At 46.1% G+C, this 17427-nt stretch carries 12 protein-coding genes; 7 read left to right on the top strand and 5 right to left on the bottom strand.

Annotated elements, in window-relative coordinates:
* The first annotated feature begins 130 nt into the window (after positions 1–130).
* Entirely contained in the window at positions 131–1201 is a 1071-nt protein-coding gene (locus tag ACTHMC_RS01190) for a serine hydrolase domain-containing protein (RefSeq protein WP_440410129.1), read from the top strand.
* Between the two features lie 57 nt (positions 1202–1258).
* Positions 1259–1825, top strand: coding sequence for a dihydrofolate reductase family protein (locus tag ACTHMC_RS01185; RefSeq protein ID WP_440410128.1), 567 nt, complete (start codon positions 1259–1261; stop codon positions 1823–1825).
* A gap of 25 nt (positions 1826–1850) precedes the next feature.
* On the opposite strand, the gene ACTHMC_RS01180 is transcribed toward ACTHMC_RS01185, so the two are convergent.
* A complete protein-coding gene (locus ACTHMC_RS01180) occupies positions 1851–2777 on the bottom strand; it encodes a tetratricopeptide repeat protein (RefSeq protein WP_440410127.1) in 927 nt (308 codons plus the stop codon).
* A gap of 352 nt (positions 2778–3129) precedes the next feature.
* Here ACTHMC_RS01180 and ACTHMC_RS01175 point away from each other — a divergent pair, with 352 nt between their 5' ends.
* The 3 genes from ACTHMC_RS01175 (at position 3130) to ACTHMC_RS01165 (ending at position 6883) form a co-directional block, all read left to right on the top strand.
* Positions 3130–4938 carry a delta-60 repeat domain-containing protein gene (locus ACTHMC_RS01175; RefSeq protein WP_440410125.1) on the top strand — a complete coding sequence of 603 codons (1809 nt, stop codon included), beginning with the start codon at positions 3130–3132 and terminating at the stop codon, positions 4936–4938.
* A 451-nt stretch (positions 4939–5389) separates the two neighbouring features.
* Complete coding sequence (locus ACTHMC_RS01170; protein ID WP_440410124.1) at positions 5390–5869, top strand: lipocalin family protein; 480 nt, start codon at positions 5390–5392, stop codon at positions 5867–5869.
* Between the two features lie 111 nt (positions 5870–5980).
* Positions 5981–6883 carry a helix-turn-helix domain-containing protein gene (locus ACTHMC_RS01165; RefSeq protein WP_440410123.1) on the top strand — a complete coding sequence of 301 codons (903 nt, stop codon included), beginning with the start codon at positions 5981–5983 and terminating at the stop codon, positions 6881–6883.
* Here the strand turns inward: ACTHMC_RS01165 and ACTHMC_RS01160 are convergent.
* Positions 6861–8645 (bottom strand): alpha-L-fucosidase, encoded by a 1785-nt coding sequence (locus tag ACTHMC_RS01160; protein ID WP_440410121.1) that lies wholly within the window; start codon positions 8643–8645, stop codon positions 6861–6863. The genes ACTHMC_RS01165 and ACTHMC_RS01160 overlap by 23 nt on opposite strands.
* Positions 8646–8867: 222 nt before the next feature.
* Between ACTHMC_RS01160 and ACTHMC_RS01155 the strand changes: the two genes are divergently transcribed.
* On the top strand, positions 8868–12110 hold the full coding sequence (locus tag ACTHMC_RS01155) for a SusC/RagA family TonB-linked outer membrane protein (protein WP_440410119.1): 3243 nt from the start codon (positions 8868–8870) through the stop codon (positions 12108–12110).
* Positions 12111–12121: 11 nt separating this feature from the next.
* Positions 12122–13546: a SusD/RagB family nutrient-binding outer membrane lipoprotein gene (locus tag ACTHMC_RS01150; protein WP_440410117.1), complete on the top strand. Its 1425-nt coding sequence runs from the start codon at positions 12122–12124 to the stop codon at positions 13544–13546.
* 85 nt (positions 13547–13631) lie between these two features.
* On the opposite strand, the gene ACTHMC_RS01145 is transcribed toward ACTHMC_RS01150, so the two are convergent.
* The 3 genes from ACTHMC_RS01145 to aqpZ form a co-directional block, all read right to left on the bottom strand.
* On the bottom strand, positions 13632–14069 hold the full coding sequence (locus ACTHMC_RS01145) for a LytR/AlgR family response regulator transcription factor (protein WP_440410115.1): 438 nt from the start codon (positions 14067–14069) through the stop codon (positions 13632–13634).
* A gap of 371 nt (positions 14070–14440) precedes the next feature.
* Complete coding sequence (locus ACTHMC_RS01140; RefSeq protein WP_440410113.1) at positions 14441–16435, bottom strand: IPT/TIG domain-containing protein; 1995 nt, start codon at positions 16433–16435, stop codon at positions 14441–14443.
* A 189-nt stretch (positions 16436–16624) separates the two neighbouring features.
* Positions 16625–17305, bottom strand: a complete 681-nt coding sequence (gene aqpZ / locus ACTHMC_RS01135; protein WP_440410111.1) for an aquaporin Z — start codon at positions 17303–17305, stop codon at positions 16625–16627.
* Positions 17306–17427 lie beyond the last annotated feature (122 nt).

The raw sequence follows: 17427 nt of genomic DNA, 5'->3' as shown, positions 1-17427 counted from the left end.
TTAAAAGTATTCATATAGCTTTGATTGCGGAAACGAAATAAAAGCTGAATGTAGAATTTACTAATGATAAATAATGGATAAGTTCGGGTGAATTTATTGCCATTCTGCAATATTTTTGTATTTTTTGATAATGAAAAAACTTATCCTTGTTTTATTCTTTCTGCCTGCTGCCCTGCAGGTAAACAGCCAATCCCTCAACACTCAGCAACGTGTATTACTGGATAGCCTGACAGGAGCAGCTACCAGTACCGCCTATTCTGATATTCATAGTATCCTGATCTCCAAAAACGGAAAGCTGGCCTACGCAAAGTATTTCAATGGATGGAGCAAGGATTCAATTCATGATTCCCGCTCGGCGTTCAAGTCCATTACCAGCATACTGGCAGGCATAGCGATCGATAAAGGATTTATAAAAGATGTAAATCAACGCGTGTATTCCTTCTTTCCTGAATACAGGAATTTTTCAGGAAATCATGCCTGGAAAAAAGAGATGACCATCGACCATCTTCTGCGAATGAAAGCTGGGTTCGATTGTGAAGAGTTCAATGATGGTAAAGACTGCGAAACTGATATGATGGCATCAAAAGACTGGGTGAGATTTTCCCTGAATCTTCCCATGAAGGACCGGCCAGGCTCCGTGTGGGCATACAATTCGAGTGCTCCCATGATCATGAGCGGGATCATAAGCCGTACCGCAGGAATGTCTGTGATGGACTTCGCAAAAAAATATCTCTTCGAGCCACTGGGAATCACACATTACAGGTGGACAGTTGATCCTGCCGGCCATGGAATGACTGCCGGTTCTTTTTATATCCAGCCTTCCGATATGCTCAGGATCGGAGAGCTGATCCTGCAGAAAGGAATGTGGAAGGGAAAGAGAATAGTATCTGCAGACTGGATCGCAAAGTCAACCAGTACTCCCGTTCCTATCCAGGATTTCTCGTTCATGAAATTCAGCAGGTCTGCCGTTGCAATTCCTCAGCCCTCTTTTTACGGCTATTACTGGTACAAAGAAGAATTCAGAACAAAAAATTTCCACGAGGATGTGATCTTTGCTTCTGGAAACGGCGGGCAATATATCATGATCGTTGAACGACTGGGCATCGTTGTTGCATTTATGCAGGGAAATTACAGTTCATGGAAAGCCAAGAAGGCATTTGATCTCATGGTCAGGTATATTATCCCTGCTTTTGAACTATGATTGAAAACGCAGACGGGTTGCAATACCATACACATCCTCTTATTTAAATATCTTATTATGAGAAAACTTGTTTTATTCATGCACGTTTCCCTCGATGGTTTTGCAGCAGACGAAAACCGCGGATTAGGCTGGATCTCTTATGACAGCGATTTGCAGCAATTTGCCGATGGAATAGTAGCTACAGTCGGCTCTCCCGTTTATGGGCGACTGACCTATGAACTGATGGCTGGCTACTGGCCCGGAGTGCTGCAGGATCCTAATGAAAGCGAGCGCAGTAAAAAACATGCGCAGTGGGTAGATCAGGCACCCAAAATTGTGTTTTCCAGGACCATGAAAAAAGCCGACTGGAATAATACCACCGTTATCAACGATAATATAGCCGAAGAAATAAATAAGCTGAAACAACAACCCGGGAAAGATCTCGTGATATTCGGTAGCCCCGGACTGGCGCATTCTTTCATGGAGCTTGATCTGATTGATGAATACCAGCTGACGCTTAACCCGGTACTATTAGGTAATGGCATACCCGTATACCAGAATATCGTAAATAAAACCAATCTCAGGTTGCTGAAAGCAACACCGTTAAAAAGCGGAGTGGTTGGGTTGCATTATGCAAAAATGTAAGACGGAAAGTAAGTCCGTTCTTCCCTTATTTCATCAGGTTCTGAAACCAGCACTGGTTAAAGTAATGCGCAAAATCAATATCTGATCTTGCATAAGTCCTGGCTTGCGGGCTCAATCGTACAGCCTTCTCCAGGAATTCTCTGGTGGCTGCCTCATTATTTCTTTCTGCGTACAGGCAGGCGAGGTCATAATAGGTCTCAAAACCGGCCGGGTCAATCCGGGTCATGTCTTTCAGATAAGGCATGGCCTCTTGTAGCTTTCCTGTTGCTTTCAATACCAGTATTTTACTTCTTACAAATATCGTTGAAAGGGGTGTCAGCATTAATGCGTGGTCTATCCATGGTTCTGCGAGGTGAAAATTATTCAGGATATTCAGGTATATATGCGCCAGCTGATGTACAGCCACTAAACGTCCGTAGGATTCATTGTTTGCAATGTCTGTAAAAATTTCAGCAGCTTCTTCCGGTTTATTAATCCTTACGTTTATTCTGCCGATATAAATTCTCAGGTCGGTCATGTTTTTATCACTTAACTGATAAAGGTGGTCATGGATCTGAACTGACTGAAAATAGGATAGGGAGGTTTTGTAATCCTGGAGCTCAAAAGCTATTTCGCCGAGGTGATAAATTGAATATACATCGGCGCTGTTCGCTTTTCTGGCAATCCCAAAACATGCATAAGCGGGAATGAACTCTTTTCTCTGCAGATAAAACAGTCCAAGGTTAAATGCTGCAAAATATTGGTCCGGGTTTTCTTTAAGGATCTTTCTGTAATAAGAGATAGCCTGCTTCTGCTGCTCATCAGTATATGATGCAATATCGCTAAGCTGAAGAGTTGACCTTCTTTTCATTTCTCCACTCCGGTAACAGGCGATGCCTGTATGTTTAAGTGGTGGCCTTTGGGCATTTTTGTTGACTTCTACATATTGAATGTCTTGAATAGGGTATGGCATACAGATCAACAATTATAGTATTACAAATAAGAAACCCAATTAAAGTAACGCTGCCTGTTGAATATGCATTGCCGTGATGTTTACCAGGCAACTCAATTGCTGTATGGAAGGCATAATTGAGCTACATGCTGATTTTACGCCGGCAAACGGCCGTTATTTACTGTGGTTATTCCATAAAATATCTGAACAATGACCGCATCCTGAAAAATGTTGGTCGTACAGTAAAAAAACTGGTTGGTGGCTCCTGCATTCCATTCGGCCGATTGTGCTTGAAGTGGTATCCCCGGCGTTGTACTTTGGCAGCTGACCGGCGAATGCTGTAAAGTAATTGCCAGTAAATAAATCCATACATATGAAGGCATTTTATTTGTTGTTGCTGGCTTTATCGCCAGGGCTGGGTGCTGCCTGCCAGGATCTTCGCAGGGATAGTACCTTTAATAAGAATGATACCACTGCCAATACAAGTACACGCTGTATTGCTGTGCAAGCCGATGGCAGCATCTTATTTTTTGGCGACAATACTTTTTATAACGGACTATGGCCTCATGGAGATGGCATTCCCATCAGGTATGGTGGTCGCCTGAAGCCTGATGGTACATGGGATGACTCTTTTACCCCTATAACAGTTGACGGAAGGATCGATGATGTGGAGATTCAGGGCTTTGATCAGAAGATCCTGATCGCAGGCTCATTTACAAAAGTGAATGGCGTGCGCCGGGGAGGGGTGGCAAGACTCAATACAGATGGAACACTCGATGAATCTTTCAATACAGGTTCAGGGATCAGTAATTCCCTTGCCACATTGCGGGCATGGTGCATTGAAGTGAAGGAACCCAAAGGCACTGAGCCGGGTAAGATATTCGTTGGCGGCGACTTTCAGCAATATGAAGGACGGAACACAGGCAGTGTGATACGGTTGAATATGGATGGCAGCCTCGACAGGTTTTATCAACCTAAAGTAGTTGAATATGGTGTTGTCTACGATATGGTTTATGATAAAATAAATGATAACCTGTATATCGGCGGAGAGTTTTTCAAAGTTGACGGAGTGGAGATCTGCCGGCTGGCAAAATTAAATCCTGACGGTTCCCTGGACACCAGATACAGGATCGGGCCTTCCACCTATAACCGCCCGCATAACTCAGTCACTTCTCTTTTCCTTAGTGCTGATAATAAATTACTGGCAGGAGGATATTTTGATAAAGTGAACAATATTACACGCCGTGGCCTCGCACGCTTTAACCTTGACGGAACACTGGATATGGGCTTCAATTCAGGTGCAGGTTTTCAGGGACCCGGTTCCAGCAGCGATCTTCCCGGGCTTGAAGTAAGGAGCATACTTGTAATGGCTACAGGATCTGTTATTGCTGCAGGAAACTTTACTTCCTTTAATGGGCTGCCCTGTGGAAATATCGTGAAAATAGATGTTAATGGTTCTGTGGACCCATCTACAACATTCGGACTTGGTTTCAATGATGTTGTAATGGATCTTAAAATACAGAAACAGCCTTCAGGTGAAGAACGGATCCTGGCTGGTGGTTTTTTTAAGACCTACAGAAAAGAGTACCAGGGAGCAATCATGCGGTTGGTTCCTGAATATGTTCTCGCAGGCAATGTTGTAAGAGCTATCGCGAGGCCTGAGAACAAAGGTGCATTGATCAGGTGGAGTACCAATATCAGTGATGTGTCTGCAGAAGTGAGCATAGAAAGAAGCCTGGATGGTATCAATTACAATGGTATATATAAGGCCGCATTGGGTTCATTCGGTAAAACCGTTGGTATGTATTATTATAAGGATGCAGTTTTGCCAGGGAATACAACTTATTACAGAGTCCGGATCAGCCAAAATGGAGGAACCGTTTATTCCAATATCGAAAGGGTTGGTATTGCCGGAACGGATATGCCTGTTGTAACAGTGTTTCCCAATCCGGTCAGTTCCATTCTTTCTGTGAAATCAGTTTTCGCGAGGTCCGCCAGTCTGAATGTTGAATTGTATGACGCAAAGGGCGCTTTATTGAGATCATGGCCACACAGCATCAGCGCAGGAGTGCAGATAGGCCAGTTCTCCATGCCGCCCGTTGCAGATCAGCAGGTATTTGTGCGTGTGACAGATCATTTGGGAAGGATATTGCTGGTTTCAAAACTCAGCTATGTAAAATAAGTGTCGGGTGTTGTTGAAACGATGGAGGTGCCTTTAACAGGGCGCCTTCTTTTTTTTAGAGAAATTTCCGAAAAAAAAGGAGAGCGCATGGCTAATGCACTCTCCTGGCAGATGATAGACTTCAATTCTTCAATTGAAACCTGGTAAAACAAACGGGAACCCTAATCCATGTTTGAAACTTCTTGCACATTATAAACGCAGAAAGGTTACGGATATTCCCGGATTTGTTACAGGTTGAAGAATGCAAGTCATTAATGACTTTATTGACTGCCTGAACGGTGGGTGATCCCCCTTTGTAAGCGAACTCTCCCTTTGTACTTACCGTATTACCGAAGCAGAAAATCTAAGTTTGTTGTTGGATAATTGCAGTTCAGCAATATATTCCGGCAGTTCTGTGCGATTTAGGAAAATCTTACTCTTCCCGGGCGCCATCTTTGAACAAAACCGGCATATGAAATCAAGTTTTACATGGACGGACCTGGCCGTATTGACCGGCTCCACCATTTTTGCAGTAATGACCTATTCGTTCGACACAAAAGAGAAATTACCATTTACAGATAAATACTGGGTAATGGAATCTTCTACTATCATCCCTGCTATCGATGTTGATATGGATGGCAAAGCAGATACCGATATCCGTGTGATGCTGGAGGATTGTGAACGCGATGATGCAGAGATGTTCAAATCCGGTGGTAAGATCATGAAACATGATGGAAAGAATCGTTGTGATGAAGAAGAAGAGCTGGTTACTGAATCCGGTACCTGGACGTATGATGCTGCCACCAGACAACTGACTTCTAAACATTATGAAACCTCCAAACCCCAGACGGTGGTTATAAAGGAAGTGAATGCCGGTAAAATGACCGTGCAATACAGTTTCAAATCAGCTAAAGGAAATCATACCATCACTGCTGTGTATAAATTGAAATGAGGATCACTTTTCTGATAAATGTCAATTGCCCTGCGCTGCTTTTTTTTAACCTGCAAATCCCGCTATCTTTATTAGAATACTTTTTAATGTCTAAACACTTATTCTTGATCAATGTTGGAGCAAGCAGCACTGAAAAGCAGGAACGTATTTGATTATTTACAAACAGAGCAACAGAAATTCGCAGGGTCTTTTTTTATCGCCAGTGAAGATGAGTACAGGGGTGTTACAGTTGGCTTTCCGTTCCGCACATTCATGTATGGTATTGGTTTGAATTATTCCGCACACCATGCGGAAGTGCAGATCGGCAGTACCATCTTTGAAACGCAGTCTGGTAGCCTTTCTACTGTTGGGCCTGGTATCGTTTGCCAGTGGCTGGGTGGGAGCGGCGGACAGTTCGATACCGTTTATTTTGCGGAGGATATTTTCCTGGATGAGACCAAAAACAACTGGCTTCGTTCATTGCCTTCCTTTCAGCCCGGAGGGAATCATATGATCAGGATCAATGACCTGAACCGGCAACAACTGAAGGACCTTTTCATCGTACTTAAGCAGTTCCGCAATAATAGAAGCAAGGCTGTTGAAGTGATCTATTCCATGCTGCTGGTGGTGGCTGAATGCCATAGTTCACCTGGCCTTCAGGCCAATACTTCCTTTGCTGTTCATCAGAAAGTGGCGAATCATTTTCAGAAGCGTTTGGCGGAATGTTACCTCCAGCAGAAGTCGGTTGCCTTTTATGCAAAAGAATTACATCTTCCTCCGAAATACCTCAGCGAGATCCTGCAGACGGTAACAGGGAGATCTGCCAAGACCATCATTCTTGATTATATTTTACTGGAAGCTAAAAGCCTGTTGCGGCAAACAACCATGAGCGTACAGGACATTTCCATCTGGCTTGGCTATGATGATTTCTCTTATTTTACAAAAGTTTTCAGGAAGAAGGAGGGGATTACGCCTTTGGCCTATCGCAAGTTACCAGAAACGTGTTGTGCATTTATTTCACCGGCTCTACAATGAGAGATTTTAGTTTAAATAACTCTTTCCCGTTATTGACAGGGTGGATACTGATCCTGGCTTCTCCTGCCTTCGCACTCACAATACCTGCCACCTGTCTGATAAACAGCAGTGGCGCATTCTTTTCAAAACTGCCTGTTTTCAGCGTCCTGAAATACAGTGGCTGTTCATTGAAAAGCAGTACCCCTTCCTGTTTTGCAGAAGCAGGGTCGCAGGCATATTCAAGAATGATCCTGTAATCAGCTGCATCGGTAAAACGAAGGTTGAAGCTGATGCCATCCGTACTGTCTTTCAGATCAGTGATACAGGTGGTATGCTTCCAGTCGCCATAATAATGACTGTACGTAAGACTTTTGAGTTGCGCGTTACCTTGCAGGCCAGCACGAACAACTTCTGCCAGGTTTTCTTTGAACCGGGAAGAAATAGTAACGGGCATGCTCAGGGTATAATCAGGGGTGATCCCTTTGTATTCCATCACTACCACTTCATTGGCAGAGTGGGGAAGTGCGGGCAGTTGAATGATCAGGTCATTTCCCTTTCTTGTGAAAGCCACTGCCTGCTTGTTTTTGACCAGGTATATTTTATTGATGGCTATTTTACTGTTGACAGGCACCAGTAATTTCCGGTCGTCAGGCATTTTCAATACATGCAGGAATTGTTTTCCGGGAGCGGAAGTGCTCACTCCCCAGGGCTGGTCAGGTATTTTGCCATAGGTGGTGCCATAAATTGCTTCACCGTTTATGTGCAACCATTTGCCAACCTCTTTTAAATATTTGATGCTGTATTCCGGGATGCGCCCATTCCCGTCTGGTCCCACATTCAACAGCAGATTGCCGCCGCGTGATGCTACCTGTGCCAGCAACTGAATGATCTGCTCCGGTGTTTTGAAGTTGAGGTCATGCTGAATATAACCCCAGGAATCATTGTGTGTATACAAAGATTCCCAGGCGCCGGGTACAGGACCGGAAGGGATCTCTGAATCACCGAGATCTTTGTAATCGCCCAGCCCGTGTCCAACGCGGCTGCTGAACAGGCAGCCTGGCTGCAGCAATCGCAATGAATCGATAAAGTTTTGTGTCTGCTCCTTCGTCATGCCCCCCGGCGTATCAAACCAGAGGATACCCAATGGCCCGTATTGAGTAAGCAGCTCTTTTATTTGCGGAATGGCTTTCTGCTCATAATAAAGCTGGTAGTTCTTTTTCGATTCATCGAAGTCCCATCCGTTCTTACCGCCGTTGGGCTCATACCAGTCCTGAAACTGGGAGTAATAAAATCCGAATTGTATGCCGCGCCTGCGGGCCGCTTCCGACAAGGGTTTCATGGGATCCTTTTTGTACGGCGTGGCGTCGGTCATATCAAAGCTTGTGACCTTTGAATCGTACATGGAAAAACCTTCATGGTGTTTGGCGGTGATCACCATATACTTCATCCCTGCGTCTGCTGCCAGTTGTGCCCATTCGTCTGCATTGAAATCAATGGGATTGAAATTTGCAGCCACCTGTTCATATTCTTTTACAGGGATCCTGGCCTGGTTCATGATCCATTCTCCGCTGCCAAAATACTTCTTTCCTTTCCATTCACCTCCCAGTTTTGAATATAATCCCCAGTGGATGAACATGCCGAATTTGGCATCCTTGAACCAGTTGATGTTTGCATGCTCTTTTCCGCTGGAACGGTTGTCCCACATCTCATCCATGGTTTGTGCGGAAAGAGGGGAATGTAAAATTGTTGCTGATAACAGGGAAACCAGGACTGCTTTTTTCATACAGGTAAAGATACTTTGTTCAATATGGGAAGAGACTGAAAATAGTCATTGTCCGATTGCGCTCTATTGGTGAAGTATTAAGTGATATTGTTTTTTTCATTCCATTTTTTTTCTTCTTCACGATCCTGTTTTCGTTTTCAGTCAGAAACAGGTCATGTTGATGCAGAGTTTTTGAAGTTTTGCCGGTCTTAATGGCTCATAATTTTTAAAACTCTACGATGTATGAGAAAATCTTTATTGTTAATGATTGTACTGCTTACCGGTACCCTCGCCTGGGCTCAACAGGCTGTGAGGGGTACTGTGAGCAATGAAAAGGGAGAGCCTGTGCCCTTTGCTACTGTCACGGAAACAGGTACCAAAAATACCGTGCAGGCCGATGCGTCCGGCAATTTCTCCATTTCCATTAAAACCAGTGGAAAGATCACTGTAACTGCTACCGGCCATCAGCCGCAAACCATTACACCAACGGGCGCTACCGTTGCAGTAAAGCTTTCGTTTGGTGATGCACAATTGTCTGAAGTGGTGGTAACGGCGCTTGGAGTGCGCAAGTCGCGCAACCAGGTGGCGTATGCTGCCCAGCAGATAGTGGGTGATGAAGTGAGCAAGACCCGTACTTCCAATTTTATCCAGAACCTCAGCGGTAAAGTGGCTGGTCTGGATATCAAACAGGGCAATACCATCGGCGCTTCCTCAAACGTGGTGATGCGCGGTATCAAGTCCATTGCCGGAAATAACCAGGTGTTGTTTGTAGTGGATGGTATTCCTTACAATAACTCGGGCGGTACTACGCCCAACCAGACTGCCGACAGGAACAATGCCGGTGGCGGATACGATTACGGTAATGCCGCTGCCGATATCAACCCGGATGATGTGGCCAGTCTTACCGTGCTGAAAGGCGCTGCTGCCAGTGCCCTTTACGGATCCCAGGGCGCCAATGGTGTGATCCTGATCACTACTAAAAAAGGAACGAGAGGACTTGGCATCACCCTGAACAGCAGTGTCACGGTTGGAAAGTATGATCCCAAAACCTTCCCGAAATATCAGAAGGAGTATGGTCAGGGATATAACCCCGCAGTGATCTATGAAGACCCTACAGGGCTTTTCTGGTATCGCGATATAGATGGAGACGGTACTCCTGATCTGGTGGCTCCCCTCTCTGAGGATGCTTCCTACGGAGCTAAGTTTGATCCCAGCCTGATGGTATACCAATGGGATGCTTTCGATCCCGCTTCTCCCAATTTTAATAAGAAGCGCCCCTGGGTGGCTGGCGCCAATGATCCGTCAAAAATGATGCAGACGGCCGTTTCTTCCAACCAGTCTGTTTTCCTGGATGGTGCCACGGACAAAGGACATTTTAAAATGGGCTATACCCGTACAGACGACTGGGGTATCCTGCCGAATAGCCGTATCTCCAAGAACCTGCTGAATGTAAGCGGCTCTTACAATATCTCGGACAAAGTAACTGCCAATGCCAATCTCAGTTTCTCCAATGTGAGTGGCAAAGGAAGATATGGAACGGGATATGATGGCAGCGGCTCCCGTAACCTCATGACCAGTTTCCGCCAGTGGTGGAATGTGGGTGTAGACATCCTGGAGCAGAAGGATGCCTATTTCAGAAATCATAAAAACAGCAGCTGGAATATCAAGGGGGAAGATCTCTACGCCCAGGTGCCCAACTTCTGGGATAACCCTTACTGGGTGCGCTACCAGAATTTTGAAACAGATGTTCGTAACCGTTATTTCGGGAATGTGAGCCTGAACTACCAGATCAATGACTGGCTGAGCCTCATGGGCCGTGTGGCGCTTGACGGATATGATGAACTGATCGAAGAAAGAAGGGCCATCGGAAGCAACAATATTCCATCTTACAGCCGCTTCAATCGCTCTTTCCGCGAAACCAACCTTGACCTGATGTTGAATGTGAATAAGGATCTGAACGAAGAGCTGAACCTGAAAGCATTGCTTGGCGCCAATATCCGCCGCCAGCATATCACCTATATCAGGGCCCGTACAAACGGCGGTTTGATAGTACCGAATATCTATGCAGTCAGTAACTCACTGGCTACGCCGGATGCACCTGAGGAGTTTGATGGAAAGAAAGAAGTGGACGGTGTATTTGCAGGGGCCACAATGACCTGGAAGGACATGGTTACACTGGATGCCACCATCCGCCGTGATCAGTCGTCTACCCTGCCTGAAGGTAATAATGCTTATTACTATCCTTCTGTTTCACTCGGATGGGTATTCTCCAAATTACTGCCACAGGCTTCCTGGCTGAGCTATGGTAAGCTGCGCACCAACTATGCACAGGTAGGCAACGATGCGCCTGTGTATGCCGTGCATGATGCTTATGGAGTTGTTACTCCATTCGGTTCACGGCCACAAGCTGCTGCTACCGGACCCAATTACAACTATACCAAGAACAACCCCAACCTGCTTCCGGAAAAGACAGTGAGTCTGGAAGGGGGGCTGGAACTGGCTTTTCTGAAAAACAGGCTGAGCCTTGATGTTAGTTATTACAGAACTCGTACACAGGACCAGATACTTCCTGTTGAGCTCAGTACCACTACAGGTTACAGCTACAAATACCTCAATGCAGGTACTGTAGAGAACAAGGGCATTGAGCTCATGTTGTCGGCAACCCCCGTGAAGACCAGGGATTTTTCCTGGACACTCACTTTCAACTATGCAGCCAACCGCAACAAAGTACTGGAACTGCACGAAGGTGCGGATAACCTCAAGTTGGGCGATTATCAGGGCGGTGTAACGCTGAACGCTTCACTGGGCGATGCTTTCGGCACCATCCGTGGTAACGATTTCATTTATACCAACGGACAGCGTACCGTTAGCGCCACTTCCGGCAGGTACCAGCGTACGAGCCATTCCAATGCCAAGATCGGAAATATCAACCCGGACTGGCTCGGAGGCATCAACAATGCTTTCCGCTACAAGAATTTCTCTGCCAGCTTCCTGGTAGATATCCGCAAAGGCGGAGATATCTTCTCATTGGATATGTACTATGGTCTGAGCACGGGCATTTATGCTGAAACGGCCGGTCTCAATGATCAGGGAAAACCTTCCCGCGCTCCTCTGGCTGATGGCGGAGGTATCGTTCTGCCGGGTGTAACTCCGGATGGTAAAGTGAATGAGAGAAGAGTGCTCAACGGATACGGAACTTATGGTGATTACCGCAATCCTGCTGCAGGCTTTGTTTATGACGGCAGCTATGTGAAATTGCGTGAAGTGATGCTTTCTTATACGCTTCCTCAGGAACTGGTGAACAGGATGCCTGTATTCAAAGGAGTGGAGTTGGGCATTGCCGGACGCAACCTCTGGATCATCGACAAGAACCTGCCACATGCAGATCCGGAAGATACCATGGGTGCAGGCAACCTGCAGGGCTACCAGTCCGGTTCCTATCCTGCTGTAAAAACCGTCACCTTCAATTTAAAACTGAGATTCTAAAGATATCGTGTATGAAAAAGATCATTCTTTCAATAGCGGTTATGGCAGCACTTGCAAGCTGTACCAAAAACCTTACTGATCTCAATATAGATCCTAAAAACCCTCCGGATGCCAGTGCGGAAGCACTGTTCACCAATGCGGAAAGAAGACTGAGCAATAACCTGGTATCGGCCAGCACCAACCAGAATATATTCAGGCTGATCATCCAGCATTATCAGCAGACCCAGTATGTTGATGAAAGTAATTTCGATCTCGGAACGCGATCCATCAGTGATAACAGCTGGGATGCCATGTACCGGAATGTGCTGGCGGATCTTCAGGCCAGTATCAGGCTCGTGGAGAGAGATGAAAAGAACGCAGATGTGAAGAAGAATAAACTTGCTTTCATAGATATCCTGCAGGTGTACACTTATTATTACATCGTGAGCACTTATGGTAATGTACCATATACTGATGCGCTGAATATCGAGATCACATTTCCCAGGTTCGATGATGGGAAGACCATTTACAATCACCTGCTCACCCGACTGGATGCCAGCATAGCAGCACTTAACCCTGCTGCAGGATCATTCACCACTGCCGATGTGATCTACGATGGCAATATTGCCCGATGGAAGAAGTTCGCCAACTCCATCAAACTGAAAATGGCCCTCACTATTGCAGATGATGATGAAGACAAAGCTCAGCTGGCTGCAGAGCAGGCTGTTGCTTCCGGCGTTTTCACTTCCAATAATGACAATGCCATGTTCCCTTATATCACATCTCCCCCCAATACCAATCCTATCTGGGTTGACCTGGTGCAGAGCCAGCGTGATGATTTTGTGCCATGTCAGACCCTGGTTGCAGCTATGAACGATCTGGATGATCCCCGAAGGAACGACTTCTTCACGCTCGATCCCAATGGCGGGTATTCAGGTGGAGATCCCGGCATCGGTACTTCTTTCGGATCTAAGTCGCACGTACAAACCACTATTACTGCCGCTGACTTTCCCGGTGATCTGCTGGATTATTCCGAGGTGGAATTCCTGCTGGCGGAAGCCGTGGAAAGAGGGTTTAATGTAGGAGGGACTGCGGAAGAACATTATAACAAGGCCATCACGGCCTCCATTCTTTTCTGGAAGGGAACGGTAGCTGAAGCCAATACCTACCTGGCAAAAGCTGAGGTGGATTATGAAACAGCGGGTGGTACCTGGCGGGAGAAGATCGGTCTGCAGAAATGGATCGCACTGTATAACCGTGGCTGGGATAGCTGGATAGAATGGAGGAAGTTCGATTTTCCTGTACTCGTTCCCGGACCTGATGCGCAATCGGATATCCCTGTACGTTACCCCTACCCGGTTAATGAACAGAACGTGAATACGAAGAACTGGGAGCAGGCTTCAGCCGCTATTGGTGGTGATGAAGTAAGTACCAAACTGTGGTGGGATAAAAACTAAAATGGGGTTTTCATGTATATTGCAAAAGCCTGCTTCAAAAGAGCAGGCTTTGTTTTTTTCAGGTATCTAAAAAATGAGAAGAAGATTAATGCGCGTATTGGATCCATTTGCGGAAGGCCGCCGCTGATTCCTGGCTGATCACCACGGTATGCTCACCAATTAGCAGATCCAGCGTTACCAGTATTTTCACTTTCTCGATAGTGCGGAACCTTTTGATGTAATTGATATTGATGATATACTGGCGATTGGCGCGGAAGAAGGAGAGTGGACTGAGTTCTTCCTCCATGGCTGACAGCGGTTTGTCTAACATATACCTGTAACCGCTCCGGTCAACCGCCTGTATGATCTTGTTCTCTGCCTGCATGTAAACTACTTCATCCAGCAGAAGTGGAATGTTCTCATGTTTCTTTCGTACCCAGATCCTTTTCCTGGGTTGTGTTATAAAAAGGCCGGATCCCGAAAGCGGGCCAGGGGCCTTTGTTGCAGTATATTTCTCATTTGCCGCGTTGGTGGTGTTTCTCATGCACTTCAATTTTTCATTGCACAATAATTGAGGGCTATAATAAATCTACCACCTTCGCGGGTATGATGCAACTGAATTTTAATGAATGACCGAAATAGCAGGCTGAATCCCCGGAATTATCTGGTTGGCTGTTGGCCTTTCCGAGATAAGCCGGAGTACGGGGAGGTAATAATATCCGGAAACCACCTACATGATTGTTACTCCAGATTGCTTTTTGTTTCCTTCAGCAGATGTTTTAATGCCTTCACTCATCCTCTGGATCCACAAAGCAAAACAGGTTTTAATATTGTGTCTCTCTTATGTAGACTTGTTACATTACAAAAGCCCCTGTTTCTACAAGGGCTTTTTGTAATGTGCTTTTTTATTTGTGGTTAAGGAACCAGTTCATACATTGTTCCGTTTACGGTCCAGATATATGCTTTCCCATCTATCACTGCACTGTTGTATTTACTGCCGGAAGTAAGCTGGGATTCAATCAGCGTGATCTTTCTGTCAGTCCATTCATTGGTAGCGGGGTCATACTCCATTGTGTTGTGTGTGCCGGCTCCGGGATTCGTCAATGTTACTGCATAAAGTTTATTGTTCAATACAAAGGTGATAGCGCCATAGGGGAGGATGCTTCCTGGCAATTTTTTCAAGGAAGTGAATTGATTGTTTGCAGGATTGAATTTGATAAGATCAAGCAGGATGGCATTCTGAGATCTTGTACCACCTCCAAAGAAATAAACTTCATTATTGATCACGTAAGCCCTTCCGTTAACCTGGTCGTTCAATAGTGAACTGGTGGCAACGGTTTCAAGACTTCCTGCGCCGGCAGGATTGTATCTTGAAACAATGCCGTTCACTTCTGTATACAGGTTGCCGTTATAAGAAAAGGCTCCGGCTGCATAAGGGTTAACAGTAGGGCCGGTCTTGATCCAGGCAGCAGGATCATCAGGGGTGCTTGCTTTTGAAGGATCGAACTCCCACATGTCGCGGACATAAGGGTCAGTATTCTGGATGTTCAAGCCCCCGCCAATGAATACTTTTGCTCCATGAATAGCCAGGTATGCATTGAGCCTGGTGCCTACTTTTGAAGGCGCCGTGAATGCATGTTCCCATTGCTTGGTGGTGAAATTAAAGGACTTGAAATCCCGGGTATATGCATTAGATTGATCTTTAGAGCCGAGCCCTGCATAGATTTTATTGTTGTATACAAATGCTATGTTGTTGTACAGATTGGTAGAAGTGGTTGTGGTGATCTTTTTCCAGTAATTGGTGATCTGCAGATCGCCGGCTTCAGTAGTTATATCCGCATATTTTACCAGCAGTTTTCCGGCCACTGCCGTTTCTGGAATTTTGAACTGTACATTGCTGGTGGTCCTGCCTGGTTCGGTAACTGTTATTTCGAGGTTGTCGATAAAGATCTTTGCTGCGGCAGAAATGTTCTTGCCGGTGATGGTTACAATATCGCCCCGTTTTGCCGTTGCCGGTGAAAAGGAGGTGATTGTAGGCAGCAATACAAATCTCTGTGCGCTCATGGCTTCCTGCTCCATCACTGCTACTTTTATGTTCAGGTCTTTGGCGCCTTCAGGTACTTTTACTTTAAGCCTCGTAGCTGTTGCCTCTGTGATCTCTGTAGCCCGTACATCGCCGAAATAAACAAAGTTTTCACCAGCAGTAGTACTGAAATTGGTACCATCGATGGTAATTTCTCCGCCTTCCACCTGTTTCAGCGGGGATACCATCGTAATGGATGGCCTTACCCAGAACACAGCTGCCGTAAAAGTTTCAATGTTGTTTGATGTAACTTTGATCTTTCCATTCAATGCGCCTGCAGGCACTGCGGTTTCCAGCAGCGTTTCACTTTTTCTGTCCAGCACCGTGGCCTTGATACCTCCGAAATGTACTTCCGCATCCGTTCCGAATCTTTTGCCTTTGATGGTGATGATGTTGTTCACATCGCCTTTCATGGGAGTGACTTCTTCAATCACGGGAGCGGTTTCAACATAGGTGAAACTGGTTTCCGAGCTTACTGTTTTTCCATCTACCTCAACGGTTATCTTTCCGCTTTTTGCTCCCTGCGGAATGGTAACGGTCAGCTCTGTTCTGGCTTCACTCACAGAAACAACATCAGCCTGAACGCCATTGAACTTTACAATATTGGCTGATTTAGTGGCAGCGAATGCCTGTCCGGTGATAGTGACAGGGCTTCCTGCTGCGCCGGAAGCGGGATTGAAGGAGGCGATCTTCAGGGTGGTGTCAGGAGATTCCCCGTTCTTTTTGTCATCTTTTTTGCAGGCAACATAAGTAAGTGACAGACATACCAGCATTACAGCATACCGGAAAATCTGCCCGGGCAAGGAGCCGGGTTTTCTTTTTTTCATTGAATTGAATTTTGTCAAAGAAAATCTCCGGTATCTGATTGCGCAATATGAATCGGGTGGATCGTGTTTTTAAAGCTACAGACAATATTTATTCAATGTGTTAACTGAAATGGTTAACCGCCATTCCTGTTGCAAAAACAAAAGCCCCTGTTGAACAGGGGCCTTGTTCGTTTCGTTATATGTGTTTCTCTATTTCCAAAGGGCTTTGTACACCACGCCGGCGAGCGCTGCACCAACGATGGGGGCAAGGATGAAGAGCCATAACTGAGACATGGCCCAATCGCCCACAAAGAGCGCCTGGCTGATGCTCCTGGCAGGATTTACGGATGTGTTGGTCACGGGAATGCTCACCAGGTGGATCAGTGTGAGGGTGAGGCCGATGGCCAGCCCTGCAAATCCTCCGTTGGAGTTCCTGCTGTCTGTGGTTCCCATGATCACGATCAGGAACATGAAGGTCATTACCGCTTCGCAGAGGAAGGCGGATTTGAGATCATAACCACCGGGAGAGTGCTCTCCATACCCGTTGGCGGCAAAGCTGCCGATGCTGCTGCCGTTGCCTGTTACGATCACATAGAGCACGCCGGCGGCAACAATACCACCTAAGACCTGTGCTATTATGTAAGGAACCAGGTCTTTGGCCGGCATTCTTCCGCCAACACAAAGCCCGATAGAAACCGCCGGGTTCAGGTGTGCACCCGAGATCCGCCCGAGAGAATAGGCAATGGTCACCACTGTTAAACCAAATGCCAGTGCAACGCCCAGTAACCCAATACCTACCCCCGGGAAAGCCGCAGCCAACAGTGCACTGCCACATCCGCCAAGGACCAACCAGAAGGTTCCTATAAATTCAGCCGTAAGTTTTTGAACCATAGATATCAGTTTTTAGGTTTTGAATATCTAAAAATAACCTTCTCATTCCGCAAAACGGGGATTATCTGCCCCGAATTGTGCACCTGAAATGCACCTTCGCAATAAAATACCGGTGCGCCGGC

Source organism: Pseudobacter sp. (assembly GCF_051955275.1).
Taxonomy (GTDB): domain Bacteria; phylum Bacteroidota; class Bacteroidia; order Chitinophagales; family Chitinophagaceae; genus Pseudobacter.
The sequence above is the reverse complement of the archived record's forward strand: the minus strand, read 5'-3'. Positions and strand labels throughout refer to the sequence as shown.

Bases quoted from the DNA above. Each gene is read 5' to 3' on its own strand.
- ACTHMC_RS01190 (WP_440410129.1), top strand. From the start codon at position 131: ATGAAAAAACTTATCCTTGTTTTATTCTTTCTGCCTGCTGCCCTGCAG.
- ACTHMC_RS01185 (WP_440410128.1), top strand. From the start codon at position 1,259: ATGAGAAAACTTGTTTTATTCATGCACGTTTCCCTCGATGGTTTTGCA.
- ACTHMC_RS01180 (WP_440410127.1), bottom strand. From the start codon at position 2,777: ATGCCATACCCTATTCAAGACATTCAATATGTAGAAGTCAACAAAAAT.
- ACTHMC_RS01175 (WP_440410125.1), top strand. From the start codon at position 3,130: ATGAAGGCATTTTATTTGTTGTTGCTGGCTTTATCGCCAGGGCTGGGT.
- ACTHMC_RS01170 (WP_440410124.1), top strand. From the start codon at position 5,390: ATGAAATCAAGTTTTACATGGACGGACCTGGCCGTATTGACCGGCTCC.
- ACTHMC_RS01165 (WP_440410123.1), top strand. From the start codon at position 5,981: ATGTTGGAGCAAGCAGCACTGAAAAGCAGGAACGTATTTGATTATTTA.
- ACTHMC_RS01160 (WP_440410121.1), bottom strand. From the start codon at position 8,645: ATGAAAAAAGCAGTCCTGGTTTCCCTGTTATCAGCAACAATTTTACAT.
- ACTHMC_RS01155 (WP_440410119.1), top strand. From the start codon at position 8,868: ATGAGAAAATCTTTATTGTTAATGATTGTACTGCTTACCGGTACCCTC.
- ACTHMC_RS01150 (WP_440410117.1), top strand. From the start codon at position 12,122: ATGAAAAAGATCATTCTTTCAATAGCGGTTATGGCAGCACTTGCAAGC.
- ACTHMC_RS01145 (WP_440410115.1), bottom strand. From the start codon at position 14,069: ATGAGAAACACCACCAACGCGGCAAATGAGAAATATACTGCAACAAAG.
- ACTHMC_RS01140 (WP_440410113.1), bottom strand. From the start codon at position 16,435: ATGAAAAAAAGAAAACCCGGCTCCTTGCCCGGGCAGATTTTCCGGTAT.
- aqpZ (WP_440410111.1), bottom strand. From the start codon at position 17,305: ATGGTTCAAAAACTTACGGCTGAATTTATAGGAACCTTCTGGTTGGTC.